15 protein-coding genes are annotated in these 19,864 nt (G+C 52.2%); 6 read left to right on the forward strand and 9 right to left on the reverse strand.

Annotated features, from left to right (window positions below; all coding sequences use genetic code 11):
• Nucleotides 1-6: 6 nt before the first annotated feature.
• Nucleotides 7-3,057 (reverse strand): formate dehydrogenase-N subunit alpha, encoded by a 3,051-nt coding sequence (gene fdnG, locus ABVN36_RS18565; protein WP_077248424.1) that lies wholly within the window; start codon nucleotides 3,055-3,057, stop codon nucleotides 7-9.
• Nucleotides 3,058-3,251: 194 nt separating this feature from the next.
• On the opposite strand from fdnG, the gene fdhD reads away from it, so the two are divergent.
• A complete protein-coding gene (fdhD, locus tag ABVN36_RS18570; RefSeq protein ID WP_001059745.1) occupies nucleotides 3,252-4,088 on the forward strand; it encodes a formate dehydrogenase accessory sulfurtransferase FdhD in 837 nt (278 codons plus the stop codon).
• Nucleotides 4,089-4,355: 267 nt separating this feature from the next.
• On the opposite strand, the gene ABVN36_RS18575 is transcribed toward fdhD, so the two are convergent.
• Entirely contained in the window at nucleotides 4,356-5,387 is a 1,032-nt protein-coding gene (locus ABVN36_RS18575; RefSeq protein ID WP_000710969.1) for a YiiG family protein, read from the reverse strand.
• A 196-nt stretch (nucleotides 5,388-5,583) separates the two neighbouring features.
• Between ABVN36_RS18575 and ABVN36_RS18580 the strand changes: the two genes are divergently transcribed.
• The 4 genes from ABVN36_RS18580 (at nucleotide 5,584) to ABVN36_RS18595 (ending at nucleotide 12,340) form a co-directional block, all read left to right on the forward strand.
• Entirely contained in the window at nucleotides 5,584-5,850 is a 267-nt protein-coding gene (locus tag ABVN36_RS18580; RefSeq protein ID WP_001747924.1) for a DUF3829 domain-containing protein, read from the forward strand.
• Nucleotides 5,851-6,507: 657 nt separating this feature from the next.
• Nucleotides 6,508-8,343: an ATP-binding protein gene (locus ABVN36_RS18585; protein WP_043856157.1), complete on the forward strand. Its 1,836-nt coding sequence runs from the start codon at nucleotides 6,508-6,510 to the stop codon at nucleotides 8,341-8,343.
• A gap of 2 nt (nucleotides 8,344-8,345) precedes the next feature.
• Entirely contained in the window at nucleotides 8,346-10,655 is a 2,310-nt protein-coding gene (locus ABVN36_RS18590; RefSeq protein ID WP_023138878.1) for a hypothetical protein, read from the forward strand.
• Nucleotides 10,656-11,239: 584 nt separating this feature from the next.
• Nucleotides 11,240-12,340 (forward strand): YiiG family protein, encoded by a 1,101-nt coding sequence (locus ABVN36_RS18595; RefSeq protein WP_023138879.1) that lies wholly within the window; start codon nucleotides 11,240-11,242, stop codon nucleotides 12,338-12,340.
• Between the two features lie 354 nt (nucleotides 12,341-12,694).
• Here ABVN36_RS18595 and ABVN36_RS18600 read toward each other — a convergent pair whose 3' ends face one another.
• Both ABVN36_RS18600 and ABVN36_RS18605 read right to left on the reverse strand, forming a co-directional pair.
• On the reverse strand, nucleotides 12,695-13,018 hold the full coding sequence (locus ABVN36_RS18600) for an AzlD domain-containing protein (protein ID WP_000527677.1): 324 nt from the start codon (nucleotides 13,016-13,018) through the stop codon (nucleotides 12,695-12,697).
• A complete protein-coding gene (locus ABVN36_RS18605) occupies nucleotides 13,018-13,677 on the reverse strand; it encodes an AzlC family ABC transporter permease (RefSeq protein ID WP_000683586.1) in 660 nt (219 codons plus the stop codon). The genes ABVN36_RS18600 and ABVN36_RS18605 overlap by 1 nt, the downstream gene beginning before the upstream one ends.
• 100 nt (nucleotides 13,678-13,777) lie before the next feature.
• Here ABVN36_RS18605 and ABVN36_RS18610 point away from each other — a divergent pair, with 100 nt between their 5' ends.
• Entirely contained in the window at nucleotides 13,778-14,326 is a 549-nt protein-coding gene (locus tag ABVN36_RS18610) for a helix-turn-helix domain-containing protein (RefSeq protein ID WP_001517951.1), read from the forward strand.
• An 88-nt stretch (nucleotides 14,327-14,414) separates the two neighbouring features.
• Here ABVN36_RS18610 and rhaM read toward each other — a convergent pair whose 3' ends face one another.
• The 5 genes from rhaM to rhaB all read right to left on the reverse strand — a co-directional run bounded on the left by rhaM (nucleotide 14,415) and on the right by rhaB (nucleotide 19,696).
• Nucleotides 14,415-14,729: an L-rhamnose mutarotase gene (rhaM, locus tag ABVN36_RS18615; RefSeq protein ID WP_000619478.1), complete on the reverse strand. Its 315-nt coding sequence runs from the start codon at nucleotides 14,727-14,729 to the stop codon at nucleotides 14,415-14,417.
• Entirely contained in the window at nucleotides 14,726-15,874 is a 1,149-nt protein-coding gene (gene fucO, locus ABVN36_RS18620; protein ID WP_000009248.1) for a lactaldehyde reductase, read from the reverse strand. The genes rhaM and fucO overlap by 4 nt, the downstream gene beginning before the upstream one ends.
• 126 nt (nucleotides 15,875-16,000) lie before the next feature.
• On the reverse strand, nucleotides 16,001-16,828 hold the full coding sequence (rhaD, locus tag ABVN36_RS18625; RefSeq protein WP_001179690.1) for a rhamnulose-1-phosphate aldolase: 828 nt from the start codon (nucleotides 16,826-16,828) through the stop codon (nucleotides 16,001-16,003).
• A gap of 142 nt (nucleotides 16,829-16,970) precedes the next feature.
• On the reverse strand, nucleotides 16,971-18,230 hold the full coding sequence (gene rhaA, locus ABVN36_RS18630; RefSeq protein ID WP_023138880.1) for an L-rhamnose isomerase: 1,260 nt from the start codon (nucleotides 18,228-18,230) through the stop codon (nucleotides 16,971-16,973).
• Nucleotides 18,227-19,696 (reverse strand): rhamnulokinase, encoded by a 1,470-nt coding sequence (gene rhaB / locus ABVN36_RS18635; protein ID WP_000143965.1) that lies wholly within the window; start codon nucleotides 19,694-19,696, stop codon nucleotides 18,227-18,229. The genes rhaA and rhaB overlap by 4 nt, the downstream gene beginning before the upstream one ends.
• Between the last annotated feature and the right edge of the window lie 168 nt (nucleotides 19,697-19,864).

Here is a 19,864-nt window from a genome sequence, read left to right on the forward strand (position 1 = left end):
TCTCCGTTACACCTTTTCCACGTTCACAAGGAAGGATTTAAACTCCGGCGTTTGCGTGTTCGCATCACCGACGAAAGGCGTTAACGTATTGGCGATAAAGCCTTTTTTCGCCACGCCTTCGTAGCCCCAGTGAATAGGAATACCGATGGTATCGATATCCTTGCCGTCCGCTTTCAGCGTGCGAATACGCTTGGTCACCACCGCTTTGGCTTTGATATAGCCGCGGTTTGAGGAGACCTTCACGGTATCGCCATGCGCGATGCCGAGCTTATTCGCCAGCTTCTCGCCAATTTCCACAAACTGTTCCGGCTGGGCGATAGCGTTAAGCAACGCGTGCTTGGTCCAGTAGTGGAAGTGCTCGGTCAGACGGTAAGTGGTTCCGACATACGGGAACTTATCCGCTTTACCCAGCGCGTCGGCATCGTCTTTAAAGATACGGGCGGCAGGGTTAGAGATAACGTTCGGGTGCAGCGGGTTAGTGCCCAGCGGCGTTTCAAACGGTTCGTAGTGTTCCGGGAACGGCCCTTCCGCCATCTTATCGATGGCAAACAGGCGACCCATCCCTTCCGGCTGCATGATAAACGGTCCGACGTCGCTGCCTGGCGCGGCGGCGCTGTAGTCCGGAATATCCCATCCGGCCCATTTTCCGCCTTCCCATTTCAGTAGCTGACGTTTCGGGTCCCAGGGGTTACCCTGCGGATCGGCGGAGGCGCGGTTATAGAGGATGCGGCGGTTAAGCGGCCATGCCCATGCCCAGCCCAGCGTGTTGCCGAGACCAGACGGGTCGGCGTTATCACGACGCGCCATCATGTTGCCTTCCGGCGTCCAGCTACCGGCGAAAATCCAGCAGCCGCTGGACGTCGTACCGTCATCGCGCAGTTGCGCGAACGAACTGAGTTGTTGGCCTTTCTTCACCACCACCGCGCCGGTTGCCGGATCGATAAGATCGGCCAGCGCTTTACCGTTACTTTCCATCGCCACTTCTTCAGAGGCGGGTTCGTATGGTTTGGTGTAGTTCCAGGTCATATTCAGCACCTGTTCCGGGTTGGCGCCACCCTGTTCAGAGTACATCTTACGCAGGCGTAAGAAGATACCGGCGAGGATTTCGCCGTCGGTCATGGCAATTCCCGGGGCGTCCGCGCCCTTCCAGTGCCACTGTAACCAACGACCGGAGTTAACGATGGAACCATTTTCCTCGGCAAAACAGGTGGAAGGCAGACGGAACACTTCGGTCTGGATTTTTGCGGGATCAACGTCGTTCGACTCACCGTGGTTTTGCCAGAAGGTGGACGTTTCGGTGTTGAGCGGATCGATAGTCACCAGGTACTTCAGTTTGGAAAGCGACGCGACCACTTTGTTTTTGTTCGGGAATGAGGCCACCGGGTTAAAGCCCTGGCAGATATAGCCGTTGACCTTGCCCTGTTTCATCATCTCGAAGTACTGCAGTACATCGTACCCTTTGTCCCACTTCGGTAGCCAGTCGAAGCCCCAGCTATTTTCCGCTGTCGCTTTATCACCAAAGAAGGCCTTCATCATCGAGACGAAGAATTTCGGATAGTTGCCCCAGTAGTTGACCTGATCCTTCAACAATGGCTTCGGCGTATTGGCAGCCAGATAGGTTTGCAAATCGGTCTGTTTTTCGCTCGGCAGCGTCAGGTAGCCCGGCAGACTTTGCGACAGTAGTCCTAAGTCGGTCAGTCCCTGAATGTTGGAGTGACCGCGCAGGGCGTTAACGCCGCCGCCCGCCATCCCCATGTTACCGAGCAGAAGCTGGATCATCGCCATAGTACGGATGTTCTGCGCGCCGATGGAATGCTGCGTCCAGCCCAGCGCGTACAGGAACGACGCGGTTTTATCTTTTGCGCTGGTTTCTGCAATGTACTCGCACACTTTCAGGAAGTCCGCTTTCGGCGTACCGCAGATATTTTCTACCACGTCCGGCGTATAGCGTGAGACATGCTGTTTCAACAGATTCCAGACACAGCGCGGGTGTTGCAGTGTCGTATCGCGTTTGGCAAAACCGTTTTCGTCCAGCTCATAGTGCCAACTGGTTTTATCGTACTGCCGCTTGTCTGCGTCATAGCCGGTGAACAGACCATCATCGAAGCCAAAATCTTCACGCACGATCAGGCTGGCATTGGTATAGGCCTCGGTGTATTCACGGTTGTATTTTTCGTTAGTCAGCAGATACAGCATCACGCCTGACAAGAAGGCAATGTCAGTACCAGAGCGTATTGGCGCATAGAAATCGGCCACCGACGCGGTACGCGTAAAGCGCGGATCGATCACAATCAGCTTCGCGCCGTTGTGAATTTTGGCTTCCATCGCCCAGCGGAACCCGACCGGGTGAGCTTCTGCGGCGTTACCGCCCATCACCACGACGAGGTTGGCGTTCTTGATGTCGACCCAGTGGTTGGTCATCGCACCGCGACCAAATGTTGGAGCAAGACTTGCTACCGTTGGTCCGTGTCAGACACGCGCCTGGTTGTCGACCGCGAGCATACCCAGCGCGCGGGAGAATTTTTGCGTTAAATAACCCGTCTCGTTACTGGATGCGGAAGCGCACAGCATCCCGGTGGTGAGCCAGCGGTTAACGGTAACGCCTTCGGCGTTCTGCGCCTGATAGTTGGCGTCGCGATCTTCCTTCATCAGTTTAGCGATGCGGTCAAACGCTTCTTCCCAACTGATCTGTTGCCACTTATCTGAACCCGGCGCGCGGTATTGCGGGAATTTCAGGCGGCTTTCAGAGTGGATAAAGTCCACCAGACCGGCCCCTTTCGGGCACAGCGCGCCACGGCTTACCGGATGATCCGGGTCCCCTTCGATATGGAAAATAGATGCTTTGGCGTTTTTCGCACCGTCGCCGAGGCTGTACATCAACAGCCCGCAGCCAACGGAACAGTAGGTGCAGGTGTTACGGGTTTCGCGGGTGCGCAGCAGTTTATATTGCCGTGTTTCCGCTAGCGCTACGCCGGGCGCGAAGCCCAGTGCCGCCGCCGTGGTGCCTGCCATACCGCCAGCGCAGATCTTAAAGAACTGCCTTCTGCTGACCTGCATGGTTTGCTCCTTGTTTCGACATTGTCACTTCTCTTTCACATTTCTCTATCTGAAACGCTCAGGGAGTGGTTGTTATTTTTCTTTGCGGACGGGCCCGCAAAGGTTCAGAATTGGATAAATTTTCCTCCATCCGGGAGGAGTTGTAACAGAATACCATAATGTTGGTGTGTGTGTTCTTATATGGTTAAAAGAAAGTGAACAATATACTGTCTGAAGAAGTCCTAAATGTGACTGATTTCACAACCTCACGCCAGTTGACTCTCTGGAAACGCGAGGATTTGCAGTCCCCCCAACTTGATGATGTTGCCGAGGAAGTGCCAGTGGCACTGGTGTATAACGGCATTTCGCATGTCGTTATGATGGCCTCTCCGAAAGATCTGACGAATTTCGCAATAGGGTTTTCTCTGTCGGAAGGGATCATTGACAGCCCGCGTGAAATCTATGGCATGGACGTTGTGCCGTCCTGTAACGGACTTGAAGTGCAGATTGATCTTTCCAGCCGTCGATTTATGGGGCTGAAAGCGCGTCGTCGCGCGCTGGCCGGACGCACCGGTTGCGGCGTGTGTGGCGTGGAACAGCTCAATGACATTGGTAAGCCGGTGCAACCGCTGCCGTTTAGCCAAACGTTTAATCTCGGTAACCTTGATCGCGCGTTAAAACATCTGAATGATTTTCAACCGACGGGTAAGCTGACGGGTTGTACGCACGCTGCGGCGTGGGTCATGCCGTCGGGTGAACTGGCGGGGGGCCATGAAGATGTCGGACGCCACGTTGCGCTGGATAAACTGCTCGGCCGCCGCGCTACGGAAGGTGAGGAATGGCGGCAAGGCGCGGCGCTGGTTTCCAGTCGTGCGAGTTACGAAATGGTGCAGAAGTCGGCGATGTGCGGTGTGGAGATTTTGTTTGCGGTTTCTGCTGCCACCACGCTCGCGGTTGACGTCGCTGAACGGTGTAATCTTACGCTGGTGGGGTTCTGTAAGCCGGGTCGGGCGACGATTTATACCCATCCGCAGCGGTTAATCGCAGACTAAAATAGTACCCTCTACATTTGCGTAAAATATATATTTTCTCAATTTTACAGCCTCTCTTGATAACGGAATCACGTATAGTGGCGAGGCCATACAGGTTTTAATCGTTTTTATGCTGGGCCGCAGCTTATTCCAGCCATTCACGAGGCGCTTGCTACCCGGTAATACTTCGAACGAAAAAAGCGCCTCTGGGGCGCTCTTTCGACAGTCGCTAACGACTTATTTGCTCAGTTTAGCGGTTATATGCACGCGATTTGCAGCGTGAAAAGCTTAGAACTCACGCTCAAGATGATAGCCATTATAGGTATCGATGAGTTCGTTATAAGCTTTAACCACAGCCTCATAAGAACCATCTACCATATCGCCGCTGCCGCTATTGAGGTAGTCCTGCTCATGCGAGGTATACGCCACGTTATCGCGCACGCGCCGAATGCGTTTTTTCACCTTGCCCTGGAATTTTTCCAGCTCAGAAATAAAGCCAGGGAAGCTACGATGTTTATCTATATCAACGTTGATCTTCTCGTTTAGCTTCTGAGTATGCTCTTCAAAATCAGCGAGCTGTTTGCTTACTGCCGCCACATCAAAAGAAGCATCAGCTACAGCGTCATTAAGCGTCTCGGCTTCCTGCATCGTCAAAAGCGTATAGTACTTAATGGATTTACCTTCTTTCTTCTCGGTCGCCTTAATTTCATTAGCCGCATGCTGCTTACTCATAATGGTAATCTCGGCGATATATTTCTTCGCAATGGGATCAAACTCATCGAACTGTTTTATAAACGTTTTATGAAACGCTTTAGCGCCAGCAAAGGCATCATCCTTGAAGTTATCTTGATCATAGTATTTATTCATACTATTGATTGTTTCAGCTAGTGGCCCAGCCGCATTAATAAATGCCAGAGCAGCACTATCCAGAGAGGCAAACGCCGGCTTTAATTCAGCCGCCGCCTTGATGTCTTTCCGGCAGTCCTGGATAAATGCAGGATACACAGGAACCAGCGGAGAGGGATCGTCTTCCTTACCGGTAGGACCGGTGCGGAAATCGTCGAATGTGTTAGCATAACGATTTACAGCACGGTAAATATCTGCCTGGAGATTATTATAACAATCAATGTAAACATTCAGCTTTTGGTTAAGAACATCGTTCGCATCTGCGCTTTCCGCTGATGTGGATTGTGTATTGCTCGCTGATGAATCCGCACTCTGAGCTACAGGTTGTTCGTCCGCTTTTTTTTCATCACAAGCGCTTAGCCCGGCAGTCATCAGCATAGCGATAATAATTGATGATAACAAATCCTTTTTCATTAGAATAACCTATAAATAATATCATTGAAATTTACAGATTCATTTTAATGAAAAAAAACAGGTATGTGATTTATTCAACACAAAAAATACTTAATCCATATTTCATTATAATTAACATTATCAATATCAATGTGTTCGTTAAAATAAGAAAACCAATCAGCTTTTGCAAAATGACGGATTTAATGTGGATGACGCGATGAAGCAAGTACAGGCGTTGAATGAGCATGTTGCGCAACTGAAAGCCAAACAAAATGACACCAAAAGTGGTTCTTTTCAGCGCGAGCAGTTTCTTGAGGCTGCAGACAAATATGTGCTGGCTGTAAAAACGCGAGTTCGTCGTGAACGAGATCACATCCCTTTGACCGACAGCGATAAAGAGAATCCGGCATGGGCTGAGGGTTCTTTTGATAAGGTAATCAGAGGTTATAATGATTTAGTGACAAGGTTTAATTTAATGAACTGAATGATTAAACTTTCAGGTAAAGTGTTTTTATTGGGAAGAATTACTTAAGCAACGTGATAAACGTCTGATGGTCCGTTAACCTCGTAAATAGAACGGAATGTACCAGCGACTAAAAAACATTAAATATTATTTGGTTATTGTGACAATATCAGCATTTCCGCACGGCTTGGTTAATGAACGATTTTATTTTTTATTGAAATTTGTTAATGATATTCATGTGATTTATATTGTTTATTTTTTTGAAAATATAATTATGTTGAATAAGTTACAATAATTTTTACATTATTAATACAATCGTTAATATCGTAACTATTCCCGATTATGTATATACTCATTGCGCCTCGTCATGATGCTTTAGCATCATGACGGTAACATTAATTATTTGTCCGATTTTTACATATACACGAAATCATTCAAGTTGCATCAAGGCAGCAAGGGAATGAATCCCCTGGAGCGTACATAAGTACGTGACTGGGGTGAATGAGCGCAGCCAACGCAGAGGCAGCTTGAAGGATGAAATGTATAGCCAAGAAACAATCATCGTATCAATAATGAATATGAGCTGGATGCGATGATTGCGTGTTAAACCGAAAATTACGCACCGACTGTAAAAATAAAACTTTTCAACAGCAGGTGATGGATTATGAGTGTTGAAAAATGAGTGCATTGCAGCTATCCGACAGTTCTTTTTCTACTGAAGTCAATTTAAATGGATTAATAGAAGTTCTCAGTAAGCATCTTTATTCAACGCCCGTTGTTGCGATAAGGGAGCTGGTGCAGAACGGGCACGATGCGATTGTCCGCAGACGAATCGAACAGCCCGATGCCCCGCAGGATAACCACATCCGCGTTGTGGCGGATGTGGCAAAATCGACTATAACGATATCTGACACCGGCGCGGGCCTGACGGAAAGCGAAATTCATGGTTTTCTGGCGACCGTCGGGGTGGGCTATACCCGGATGCTGCGCCAGCAGGATGATGACACAGGGTTAATCGGCATGTTCGGGCTGGGCTTTTTGTCGGCGTTTGTGCTGGCGAAAGATGTCACCGTGCTGACTACGTCCTGGCAAACGCCGGACCAGGGCTGGAAATATCACTCTGTTGATGGGCAGCGCTATACCGTTACGCCTTCTGACGCCGTCGCGCCGGGAACCCAGGTGATCCTGACGCTGAAAGAAGAATACAGCCATCTTGCCAGTAATAATCTGCTTAATCGCGTACTCTCAAGGTACTGCATTTTGTTGCATGAGCCAGTTTTTGTCGGCGATGCGACCGAACCGGTAAATAAACTCCAGCCGCCCTGGCGCGAATCGACGCCGGAAGGCGTGACGATGCACCGTGCGTTGGTCCAGCGTAAAAACCTCGCGTTCGCGGCGCAGTTTGAATCGTCCTTCGAACCTATCTGCACCCTGCCGGTGGTTCCGCAGGGGGGCAGCGATGCCGTGGGCATTCTGTGGATTCAGGACGGCGCGACTTACGGCACCAGCGACAACCGTAATCTATCCCTCTTTTTACGCGGAATGCTGCTTGATGACGAAGCGCGTGAACTCCTGCCGCCGTGGGCGGGGTTTATTGGCGGCGTGATTGAATCGTCGAAACTCACGCCGACGGCAAGCCGGGAAGATTTGCAGCGGGACGAAACCTGGGTTGCGGTACAGGAGGCATTGAAAGAAGCGCTGATTACCGGTTTGTCGGATCTCGCGCAAAACCAGCCGGAGATATGGCGACGCGTTTTAATGCGTCATAACGAAGCGCTGCTGGGCGCGGCGCTGTGTGACGATCGTCTTTTTGATCTGCTGAAGGATCGGTTGCAGGTGCCCACGTCGAAAGGCGCGGTGCTGGCGAAGGAACTCCGCATTAATAACAGCATCCATATTTTGTTGGGCGCTGATGGCGGCTTTGAAGAGATGCTATTCCATATTCTGCAACGGCCCGTCGCCAGAGGCGATCGCTATGCTGTGGTCCCGTTTTTACGACGCTGGGCGCTGTTATACCATTGTCGGATTATTGAAGTCGGCACGCAAAGCGGCAACGAGCAACTCTTTACGCTCGCCGATTTACCGGCGGAACAGGTCGATTATCTGGAAGCGCATTTATGCGACGGCGAGCAATTAATTATCTCCCGCTTTGACCCGGATGTTTTGCCGCTGGTGGTGACCCTCGATCGTGAAGCCGAATTAAAACAAATCCTTGAACAGGACGATGCGGACAAGCGAATGAGTACCGCCGCATTAATGCTGGCGCGCCAGTTTACTTCGCAGATTAAACAAACCAAAACCTCCAGCTTATATCTCAATTTGAATAACGCCTGCGTCAAACAATTAGTTACGGCATTGCAAAATCATCAGCAACCGGTGGCGGCGCTGCGGTTATTAAAATCCCTGAAAGTTATTTTATGTAGTAATGGGAATAAAGAACAGCAATGGGATTTGCATCAGGCACTGGAAGATTTCACGCAGATTATCCCCTCATTAATTAAGCAAGGAATGTAAGAATGGATACATGGGAGTGGTACAACAACTACAGTAAAGAGTTGCGGGATGCCGGGCAGGGATATATTCCCCAGATAATTGATGACTTTTCTGAAGGCGCGCTAAATTTACAATTGGAAAAGTGTGATGCGCTGTTGCCAGAAATGAAAGCCCTGAATCAGGTCGCCAAAAATCCGTGGCTGGAGATATTTATCGGGCACTGGGAGATGCGTCACCGCCTGACGAATTATAGCGAAGGCGAAAAGGTCCTGCCTGACGTTGTCGCCCTGTTTGAAAAAGCGCACCGGGAAGAAGCGAAAGATTGTCCGCAATCCATCTGCGTCACCCAGGATTTATCCGCCTGCTATGAAAACATAGATGGCCCTGGCTGGGCGGCAGAGCGAATGGCGGTCTGCGAAGAGACGATTGCGCGCATCGACCCCACCTGGAACTGTTTTCAGTGTTTGTCCACGGAATATGCCAGCGCCCTGATGGACACCCATCGGCACGAAGAAGCGTTAGCATATTTGGATAAACAGATTGCGGCGGTGAAGGATTCGGGAGAGGAATACGTTGAGGCATTGCTCTCGACGCGAGTCGATATCCTGATCGCGCTGCAACGCTATGAAGAGGCGCGTGAGCTGGTTGAACATTTGATCGACGAAAATGACTACTGGGGGCGCGATCGCATTGGTTATCCGCTGAAAAAGCTGTACATCATGGCGCTGAGCGGCGGGCAGGACGAGGCGGTCTGGGAAGCGTTACCCGCCTGGTCGGACCTTACGCCTTACTCCTGGGATCTGTGGCTGGATATTTTGATTGTGTTGCTTCCCCGTTATCCGGAACGTAACCACTGGCGGCTGGCGAGAATTTTCCAGCACATGTTGGAACACTATTCTAAGGTGGGGGCGCACCGTAAATTGGTGGATCTGGCGAAAATGCAGATTAACCTGGCGCTGGATCGTGAATCCGTCTGGGTCGCGAAGCAGGCGTTTAAACTTGCCCAGCGGCATATGCCAAAACTGCGCGCCCTGTTGGGCGTTGACCGGGAGTATCTGGAACTCAGCGAGAAAATTGCCGCCAAAGAAGCAGAACTGTCGGCGCGCCCCGTTATGCCACAAACTGAAAATACGGCGGAAGACGCAGAGGCCGATCCAGAAAAAGATGTTGAAGAGTTCCGCCGCGCCTTTATGCAGTCACCTGAGGATGCGGAGTTACTTGGCCGACTGGTCAATGCGCTGAACGCCTGTTACGCGCGGGACGAGTCGATCGCGCTTTTGCGTCATTATGTTGAAAACCATCTGCAAGAGGACAACGGCCTTCCTTTTGATCTGCTGGATCTGCTGTTGGCGAAAGACGAGCTGGAGGAGATTGAACGACTGGCCCGGCAGTATGACGCATCCGGGCAGGAGCATATGGCGCTGTGGTTCCGTGCGCGGGTTCTCGACTCGCAGGAAGACTGGGCGCAGCTGGAAGCGACAGGGCAAAAACTGCTGCAAACTAAAATTGGCGGCGAGTGGATTGGCGCTTACCGGATGTGCGCATGGGCGGCGCAAAAACAGGAAGCCTACGACAGGCAACTGGAATATTTACAGCAGCTACTGGCACTGCTCACACGGCGCGAAGAAGATCCCCGCAACACCCAGTGGGATATGATGGCGGCGGCCAGCATTTTGCAGAAATGGGATATCGTGCGCAGGCTTGCGGCGGAGCTGGAGATTGAACTCACCGAAGGCGAAGGTTTTATCGATGAAAACTGGGGGCTAATAAACCTGCGTTTCCGCGAAGATTACGAATACCGATACTATTTCGCCCAGCGCATTGGGCCGGTGACGGCAAGAGTGGTTGAACCCACTTATCGTACTGATTACCCGCAGCATGTCGGTGAAATCGTGGTCTTTGACGCCGAGCGACTGAATACGCCGCCGGAAGACGAAGAAGAGCGGAAGAACTTCACGCCTTTATATGCCAGCCTGAAAACGGTGATTCCAACAGAGTACGGCGAATCCTGGTTTTGCGACGGCGTCATGCCGGAGGAAGCGCAGTACAACGCTTTTCGCGATGCTATCAGGGAGCTGGGGTGGTATTACTGGAGCAGTAGCCCGGATGATTACACCTTAACCGATAGCCATCAGGGCGACGATGCGACTCCCCTCCCAGGATTTTACTTTGTTATCAGCGCGCCGCAGTCGGTAACGAAGGCGGATATCGATAAAACGCTGACGCGTTTGACCGCCGACTGGGAGCATCCGCTATGCTGGTGGCGACTGGCGCAGGCCGCAGGCGTAAATGAAGAGAAACACCGCGCCATTGCTGAACGGTACGGGATGTAACCTGCGGGGCTATATTCCCCGAATACTGTCAGAAATAGTGGAATTTGTTGAAATTAGCGTTGTTTGTAGGCCGGATAAGGCGCAAGCGCCGCCATCCGGCAAAACTCAGGCAAGGCTTGTCAATCATCTGAGACAGCGGGAAATGCTCCCGCTGTCTGTTGTGATGACAAACTCAGTACCTGATGGAGCGCAGCTTTAAGGTTTGCGAGATCGTTTTACAACATGTTGATATTGCGGACTTTGTAGACAGGGTGGCGCGAAGCGAAACCCAACATTCAACATCCGCCACCGTAGGCGCTGGGCGAGAGTTGGGTCTCGGCAAGTCTTACTGTAAATAGACCCGTTTTAGTTCTATGCATTTTTTGAGATCCGGCCAGATTGGTGATAACAAATTCTCTTTCATTAGAGTAACCTATAAATAACATTATTGAAATTTACAGATTCATTTTAATGAAGAAAATAGGTATGTGATTTATTCAACACGAAAAATACTTAATCCATATTTCATTATAATTAACATTATCAATATCAATGTGTTCGTTAAAATAAGAGAACCCCAACGTAAATATACAAAAGGCAATTAAATGAAAAGGAATTTATTATCCTCAGCGATAATCATTGCGCTAATGACCCTGGGCGCAACAGGATGTGATGACAATAATGTTAAAACCGAGGCGACGCCGGCCGCCAGCAGTCAGCCTGCGACGCCAGCGCCTTCTCAGACGCCGGAAACGCAATCTGACGAAAGTCCAGCGCAGCCCCCAGCAGCGAAGCCAGAAACGGCAACTCAGCCCCCGGCGGCGAAGCCAGAAACGCCAGCTCAGCCGGAGGTTGACGCTGAAGAAGTTTATAGTGAAAAAATGGATGTCTATATCGATTGTTTTAATAAACTTCAATTGCCCGTTCAGCGCAGTCTGGCGCGTTACGCGGATTGGGTGAAAGACTTTAAAAAAGGTCCGACAGGGAAAGAGAGCCTGGTTTATGGCATTTATGGTATTACGGAGTCTTACATAACGAATTGCCAGAAAGAGATGAAACAGGTGGCCGCCTTAACGCCATTACTTGAGCCTATTGATGGCGTTGCCGTTAGCTATATTGATAGCGCCGCCGCGCTGGGTAATACCATTAACGAAATGGAAAAATATTATACCCAGGAAAACTATAAAGATGATGCCTTTGCTAAAGGTAAGGCGCTGCATCAGACATTACTGAAGAATATCGAGGATTTTAAACCCGTCTCGGAAAAATATCATGAGGCTATTCAGGAAATAAATGACAGGCGGCAATTGACACAGTTGAAGAGAATAGAAGAAGCGGAAGGCAAAACATTTAACTATTATTCTCTGGCTGTCATGATTTCGGCAAAGCAGATCAACAAGGTTATTTCTGCCGATACCTTTGATGCCGAAGCGATGATGAAAAAAGTCGCGGAACTGGAAACAATGATTGCGCAATTGAAAGAAGTGAATACTGATGGCCGTAATTCTTCTTTCATCAGCTCTGCGGCTGATTATCAGCTACAAGCTAAAAAATATATTCGTCGCATCAGAGACAATGTTGAGTATTCTGATTTTGAAAAGAAACGGGTGCAGGACCCTGCAACAGGATGGATGGTTGCGGATTCTTATCCGGCGTCGTTGAGAAGTTATAACGAGATGGTGGATGATTATAACCGCCTGCGTTGAGTGACGGCACATTAACTGCGCACAGGCTGGCGCAAGTGCCTATAAAATTACGCTATAACGCCAATAAAAAGCGCCGATCAGGCGCTTTTTTCGTTCATGTATTCTTCATCAGGCAATATCCGTAAAAATAGCTGACGTAAACATTAACTAAAGAGAGTTATTAGAAAAACCAGTAATCTGAAGCTATCACAAGATGTTGACGTCACGCTGGAAGGTACTGGTAGTGTCATTGAGGATCGGCATTTATATGGAAAGCATTTATCCCGCTGATGCGAAAGTTCTGGGCCACTTCAGCATAGGGCGGCCCAGCCTTCATCACTTATAGGGTGTCACGTCCAACTGTTCTGTAAGACGTTAATTAATACCCGCCATTCGTAATAACGCGGTCACTACCGCGGCGGCGATAATCACCACAATAAGCGGCATTTTACGCCAGGCTAAAAATACGGCGAAGCCAACCCCAAGAACGCGCGCCATTCCGGCAAAATGTTCGCCTTCGTAAAAGGTGGTCGCCAGCGCGACGGAGAATAGCAGCACCGTTGCCGCATCCGAGAGCAGCGCCTGTGAACGCTCAGACAGCGCCAGACGGCTGCCAAGTTTCGCGCCGCCGAGGCGCATCAAATAGGTTCCCGCAGATAAAAGAGCAATACCGATAATAAATAGCGTCATATTGCCCATTATTTTTTCCTCGCCAGTAGGCCAAGCAGCGAAAGCAACACCGGCAATCCGGCAGCCACAAAGGGAACGGCGGCAAGCGACAGCGCGGCGCCGCTGCAACCACGAATCAATGTGGTGCGGTTTTTAAACGCCGGGATCACCAGCGCCAGTAAGATTGCCGGGAATACGGCATCCAGACCGATGGTTTCTGGGGCCGGGAGCAGTTTGCCGACACCTGCGCCAATCAGTGTGCCAATCGGCCAGAATAGGGCGACGCCCAGACCGCATAGCCAGTAGGCGGCTTTACGTTGTTCGGGTGTTTTTTGCGACAGGCCGAACACCACGCTCTCATCATTCATAATATGGCAGCCGAAAAAGCTGGCGGCGCGGGTGCCAACCAAATCGCGCACCGTTACGCCAAACGGCACGTGGCGCGCATTCACCAGTAGTCCTGCCGCCGCCGCCGCTAACGGATTGCCGCCGCTGGCAACAATGCCGATAAACATAAATTCGGACGCGCCCGCCAGCACAAAAATAGAGAGGACAAACGGCACCCACAGTGGGAAACCGTAGGCCATCGCCAGTGAGCCATAGGACATGCCGACGACGCCCACAGCCAGGCACACTAAAAATATCGCTTTTATCGTGTCTCCCTTGAGACAGGAAAAATAGTGTTTCATCTTCTTTAGTCATATCGAACGAATTTTCATTATAATGAACGGAACAGATTTGCTTTACAAGACGAACATTTCGTTCGTTATAGTGAACGTTGGATGCTTTATGACACAACCTATTAGCGTCATTGCCAGAAGTCTGGTACGCGAACGCCAGCGAACCGGACTGTCGCTGGCGGAGATTGCGCGGCGCGCAGGCATCGCTAAATCTACGCTTTCACAACTGGAAGCAGGGAACGGCAACCCCAGCCTGGAGACGTTATGGTCGCTATGCGTCGCGCTCGACATTCCCTTTGCCAGGCTGCTGGAGCCGCAGGTACAAAAAACGCAGGTGATTCGCCGCGGAGAGGGCACCAAAGTCGTGGCGGAGCAGGCGCATTATCAGGCGATATTACTGGCGGCGTGTCCGCCCGGCGCGCGGCGTGATATCTATCTGCTGTTGACGCAGCCGGGGGCCGACCGGATCTCTCACCCGCATCCGCCGGGGTCGGTGGAACATATTATTGTTACGCAGGGAAAAGCCCTCGTCGGCTTAACCGAGGCGCCGGAAGAGCTGGCGGAGGGCGATTACATTTGTTATCCCGGCGACCAGGCGCATATCTTTAAAGCGCTGGAACCGGATACTCAGGCTATCCTGGTAGCGGAGCAGAATTGAAATTGCCGGATGGCGGCGTAACCGCCTTATCCGGCCTACAAAAAATAAAACCGTAGGCCCGGTAAGCTTGCGCCACCGGGCACACGACTTACTGCAGATAGAACACCTCTTTTAGCTCTGCGCTGACCGGGCTGTTATCCGGATTCGCGGGCATCACGTCACGCATATGTTTCCACCAACGCTGGCAAACGTCGGTGCTGGCAACGGCGTTCCAGCGCTCCTCGGATTCAATCTCAACGGTGGCGAACAGCAGATTGCGCTCCTGATCGAGATAAATCGCGTAGTGATGCGCGCCGTGAGATTTTAATACGGCTTCCAGCTCCGGCCAGATTGGGTTATGACGACGCTGATACTCCTCGTGCGCGTCGGCATTTACCTGCATCACAAAGGCTTTGCGGATCATAACGCCTCCAGGTACAGCTCGCGAACTTCATCGCGGCTGGCGGTGCGCGGGTTACACGGCGCGCACGGGTCGGCGAGGGCTTTATCCAGCCAGCCTTCGATATCTTCTTTTGTGACGCCCAGCTTGCTGAAACCTTCTGGAATGCCGACGCGTTTGCTCAGCGTACGGATAGCGTTAATCGCTTCCTGACTTGCGGCTTCGTCAGACATACCGCGCGTCTCCACGCCCATCGCCTGTGCGATGCGGGCAAAACGCGCGACGGCGTTCGGACGGTTAAAATTCTCGACAATTGGCAGCAGGATAGCGTTGCAGACGCCGTGCGGCAGATTGTGGGTTGCGCCCGGCTGGTGCGCCAGCGCGTGAACCAGCCCCAAACCGGCGCTGTTGAACGCCATACCCGCCAGGTACTGGCCGAATGCCATTTGCTCACGGGCTTCGAGGTTATGGCCATCGTCAACCGCTTTCGGTAGCCACAAATTGATTAAGCGAATCGCTTCCAGCGCGTTAGCGTCGGTGAGCGGATGCGCGCCAACGGAGACATAGGCTTCCACCGCATGGGTCAGGGCATCCATGCCGGTTGCGGCGGTCACAGAAGCGGGGATTTCCAGCATAACGCTGGCGTCATCCACGGCAATATCCGGGATGATATTCGGGTCGATGATCACCTCTTTGACCTTACGGGCAGAGTCGATAATCACCGCGTTGCTGGTCATCTCTGCCGCGGTACCTGCCGTAGTATTAATCGCTACCAGCGGTACGCCGGCGTTTTTCACTTTGCCGACGCCGGAGTAGGCGGTGGAAGGGCCAGGGTTGGCGGTGAGGATTTTCACCGCTTTTGCGGTATCGATCGGGCTGCCGCCGCCGAAGGCGATAATGTAGTCACATTCTGCGCTCTGATACGCCGCAAAACCTTTCTGCACCAGCTCTTCTGTCGGGTTTGGGAACACCTCATCAAACAGGTGGTAAGACATTTGATGTTCATCCAGTGCGCTAAACAGGCTATCCAGCAGGCCCAGCTTTACCAGTTGACCATCGGTAACGATCAGCGCTTTGCCCCATTGCTTATTCGCCACGAGGTTCACCATATCGGCAATCGCTCCAGCGCCATGCAGGCTAATTTTTGGCAGTGCCAACATAAAGCTCATCACTATTCTCCTTAAAAAAATTCCCTGTTGCCCGATGGCGCTACGCTTATCGGGCCTACGGTAAAATGCGCACCGGCCTGTAGGCCGGATAAGGCAAAGCCGCATCCGGCGTTGAGTTGGGAGGTATCAGTACAGCGCTACGGCGCTGGCCAGCGGTGTCACGCCAAAACGTTTGCCGAGTGCGACCAGTTCTTCGCGCGTGATGGTCTGCTTCATACCGCCCATCGAATAGATTTTGACTAATACCTCAGCGGATTTCTCTGCGGTATCTATCAAACCGAAGGTTTCATCCAGCGTAGGTCCGCTTCCGAACACGCCGTGGAACGGCCACAGCACCAGCGAATGTTTCTGCATTTCTTGCGCGGTGGCCTGGCCGATTTCATCGGTGCCTGGCACCATCCACGGCAGAATGCCGACACCGTCCGGGAATACCACCAGACATTCGGTGCTGCCTTCCCACAGTTTGCGGGTGATCAGCGCAGTGTTGTTTTCCAGTACGTAGGTGAGGGCGATCAGGTTAGTCGCATGGCAATGCATAATGACGCGGTCTTTGCCGTGGGTGGCTTTGATGCGTTCGCAGTGGGAGAGGAAATGCGCCGGGAGTTCAGAGGTGGGTACCGCGTCGTGGGTTAAGCCCCACAGAATGTGGTAGCCTGCGCCGTCGCTGTCGATTTTGACCACGCCTAAATTGGCTGCCGGATCGAGCTGCACGTTGCGAAAGAATTTGCCGGAACCGGTAACGATAAACGGCGTATTCGCCAGCAGCGGCATGGGTTGACTTAGCGCGATATAGCGTGGTTTTTCGTGGAAATTAGTCGCAAAAGGCGCGATATCGGCTTCATCCAGACGCAGCGTCAGGTTACCGCCATTACGTTCGTCCCACCCTTTCAGCCACGCATCAGACGTGGCTTTAATCATGCCCTGGACAAACCAGGAATCGGTAATATTTTGCATGTTCGTGTTCCCATTTATTGCCCGAAGGTTATTCGGGTCTTACGTAGGCCGGATAAGCGCAGCGCCATCCGGCAATCGTGTTTCATTTATTGCCGGATGGCGACGCGGGCGTCTTATCCGGCCTACAGATCAGGTGTCGCTGTCAGCTACGTTTGCTCAGGATCTCTTTTTCGTAGGTGCGAACGCTGTCCAGCCACTGGCTGCCAGTCGGCGTGTCGTGACGCTGGCAATACATTTCCCAGACGGCCTGCCACGGCAGAGATTTCTGCTCTTCCAGCAGCGCCAGACGCGCGGTGTAATCGCCGCTGGCCTCAAGCTGACGCAGTTGATCTGTGGGTTCCAGCAGAGCGCGCAGTAACGCTTTTTTCATGTTGCGGGTACCGATAACCCACGCGGCGACACGGTTGATAGAGGCGTCGAAGAAATCCAGACCGATATGCACACGGTCGAACAGGTTATGACGGACGATCTCGCTGGCAATTGCCTGGGTTTCATCGTCCAGGAGCACCACGTGGTCGCTATCCCAGCGTACCGGGCGGCTGACGTGCAGCAGCAGCCGTGGCACGTAGAGCATGGCGGCGGAAATTTTGTCGGAAATCACTTCAGTGGGATGGAAGTGGCCCGCATCCAGGCACAGCGCGGTCTGACGGCTGGTGGCGTAGCCCATGTAGAACTCATTGGAGCCGACGGTGTAGCTTTCCGCGCCGATGCCAAACAGTTTGCTCTCAACGGCGTCGATGTGGTGCGCCGGGTCGAATTTCTCGCTAATGACCTCATCCAGCGCTTCCAGCAGGCGCTGGCGCGGGGTTAAACGGTCGACGGTGATGTCTTTCATGCCGTCCGGGATCCAGATGTTCATCACCGACGGCGTACCGAGCTGCTCACCAAAGTATGCCGAGACGCGGCGGCTGGCTTTGCAGTGATCGATCCAGAACTGGCGAATTTTCGCGTCTGGATGAGAGAGGGTAAAACCGTCAGCGCTCAGTGGATGAGAAAAACAGGTGGGGTTGAAATCCAGCCCCAGCCGGTTCGCTTTCGCCCACTCCACCCAGTTTTTAAAATGCTCCGGTTTGATCTGGTCGCGAGCAACCGGCGTATCCGACTCAAGGTAAATGGCGTGTAGGTTCAGCCGTTTTGGGCCTGGGATCAGACGCAGCGCCTGTTCCAGATCGGCGCGCAGTTCGGTGGCGTTACGCGCTTTGCCCGGATAGTTGCCGGTTGACTGAATTCCGCCCGTCAACGAACCTTCCGGGTTCTCGAATCCGGCAACATCGTCGCCCTGCCAGCAGTGCATGGAAACCGGCAGGCGATCGAGCTGGCGCAGCGCCTCCTCGACATCAATACCTACTGCGGCGAAACGTTGTTTTGCCAGTTCCCAGGCTTGTTCCAGTTGAGTGGTCATGCGCAAAGCTCCTTTGTCTGTCGTTTGGGTTGAAACTGCGCAACGTGGCGGGCAATTTCACTATCAGGATTAGGGATATAGGTTGTCAGGTCGTAGTTAGCGCTGACGACCTGACGGAAGTCATCGACGTTGTTTAATTCGTCGAGGGTCATAAGCTGAATACCAATATTGCCAAGGGTGGAGGCTTCAACCGGCCCGGCCATCACGCGAATGCCACATGCATCGGCGCACAACTGGTTGAGTAGCGCGTTTTGGCATCCGCCGCCGACAATATGCAGTTGGGTAAATTTTTCGCCGCGCAGATTTGCCAGTTCGTGCAGAATGTCGGCATACAACAGCGCCAGACTGTCGAAAATGCAGCGCGCCAGTTCGGCATCGCTGACGGGAACGGGCTGGTCGGTCTCGCGACAGGCGGCCTGGATTTCAGCGCGCATATCGTCAGGATTGATAAAGCGATCGTCATTCGGGTTAATCAGGAAACGGCAGGCCGGCAGCGCTTCTGTTTGGGCGATAAGCGCAGGCAGATCGGTAATGCGCCGTTCTTTCAGCACACGCTGGAGCAGCCACAAACCCATAATGTTTTTCAGTACCCGATAACGCCCTTCCGCGCCGCCTTCGTTGGTGATATTGGCAGCCAGCGCCTCGTCAGTGGTGTAGGGCATTTTGCTTTCAAAACCCATCAACGACCAGGTGCCTGAAGACAGGTAAGCGCTATGTTTATTTGCCAGCGGAGAGGCAATAACGGCGCTGGCGGTATCGTGGCTGGCGACGGCTACCACCGGAATACGGTTGCCCTGCGGGCAAATCCAGTCGCCGATAACATTGCCAGGGTGCGAGGGGCGACCGAACCAGCTCTTTTTCGCGCCGGTCCACGCCAGCAGGGTATCGTCCCAGTCATCGGTATTGATATTGACCAACTGGGTGGTCGTGGCGTTGGTGTATTCCCAGTTCATTTCACCGGTCAGGCGGTAGCTGAAATAATCGGGCATCAGCAGCGCATGAGCGACCTGCGCCGTTAACTCAGGCTGTTGTTTCGTCAGCGCGCGTAGCTGATAGATGGTGTTAAACGGCAGAAACTGAATCCCGCTGCGGCGATAGATTTCGCTTTTGCCGATCTGGACCAGCGCTTGCGGCATGATGCCCGTGGTACGGTTATCGCGGTAGGAGACCGGCAGGCCGACACGCTGACCTTGTTTATCCAGCAGGACATAATCGACGCCCCAGGTGTCGATGCCGATGCTGTCGATAAGAATGCCTTCATTGCAGACTTTCTTCAGACCAAGACGGATATCCTTTTCCAGACTGTCGATGTCCCAGGTGTCAAACCCGTCTGTTTTTTGTAGGCAGTTCACAAAACGGTGAATTTCACGTAGCGTCAGGGTACGGTGTTTGCTGTCGTAACGCGCCAGCATCACGCGCCCGCTGGATGCGCCGAGATCAACCGCGACACAATGGCGAAAAGTCATAATCAGGTCCTTCTTAGAGTCATTGCGCACAGTCTAAAAAAGCCCTCAAAGACCTACCTTCTCGTTACTGACAGGAAAATGAGCCGCTGGCAACAAGGCAAAGATGAACGTGATAGCGTTCACAGTTTCTACTAATAGGCCGGTGTGATGTCGTCCGCATTTCCCGCT

It is taken from the genome of Salmonella sp. SJTUF15581 (assembly GCF_043356775.1).
GTDB lineage: Bacteria > Pseudomonadota > Gammaproteobacteria > Enterobacterales > Enterobacteriaceae > Salmonella > Salmonella enterica.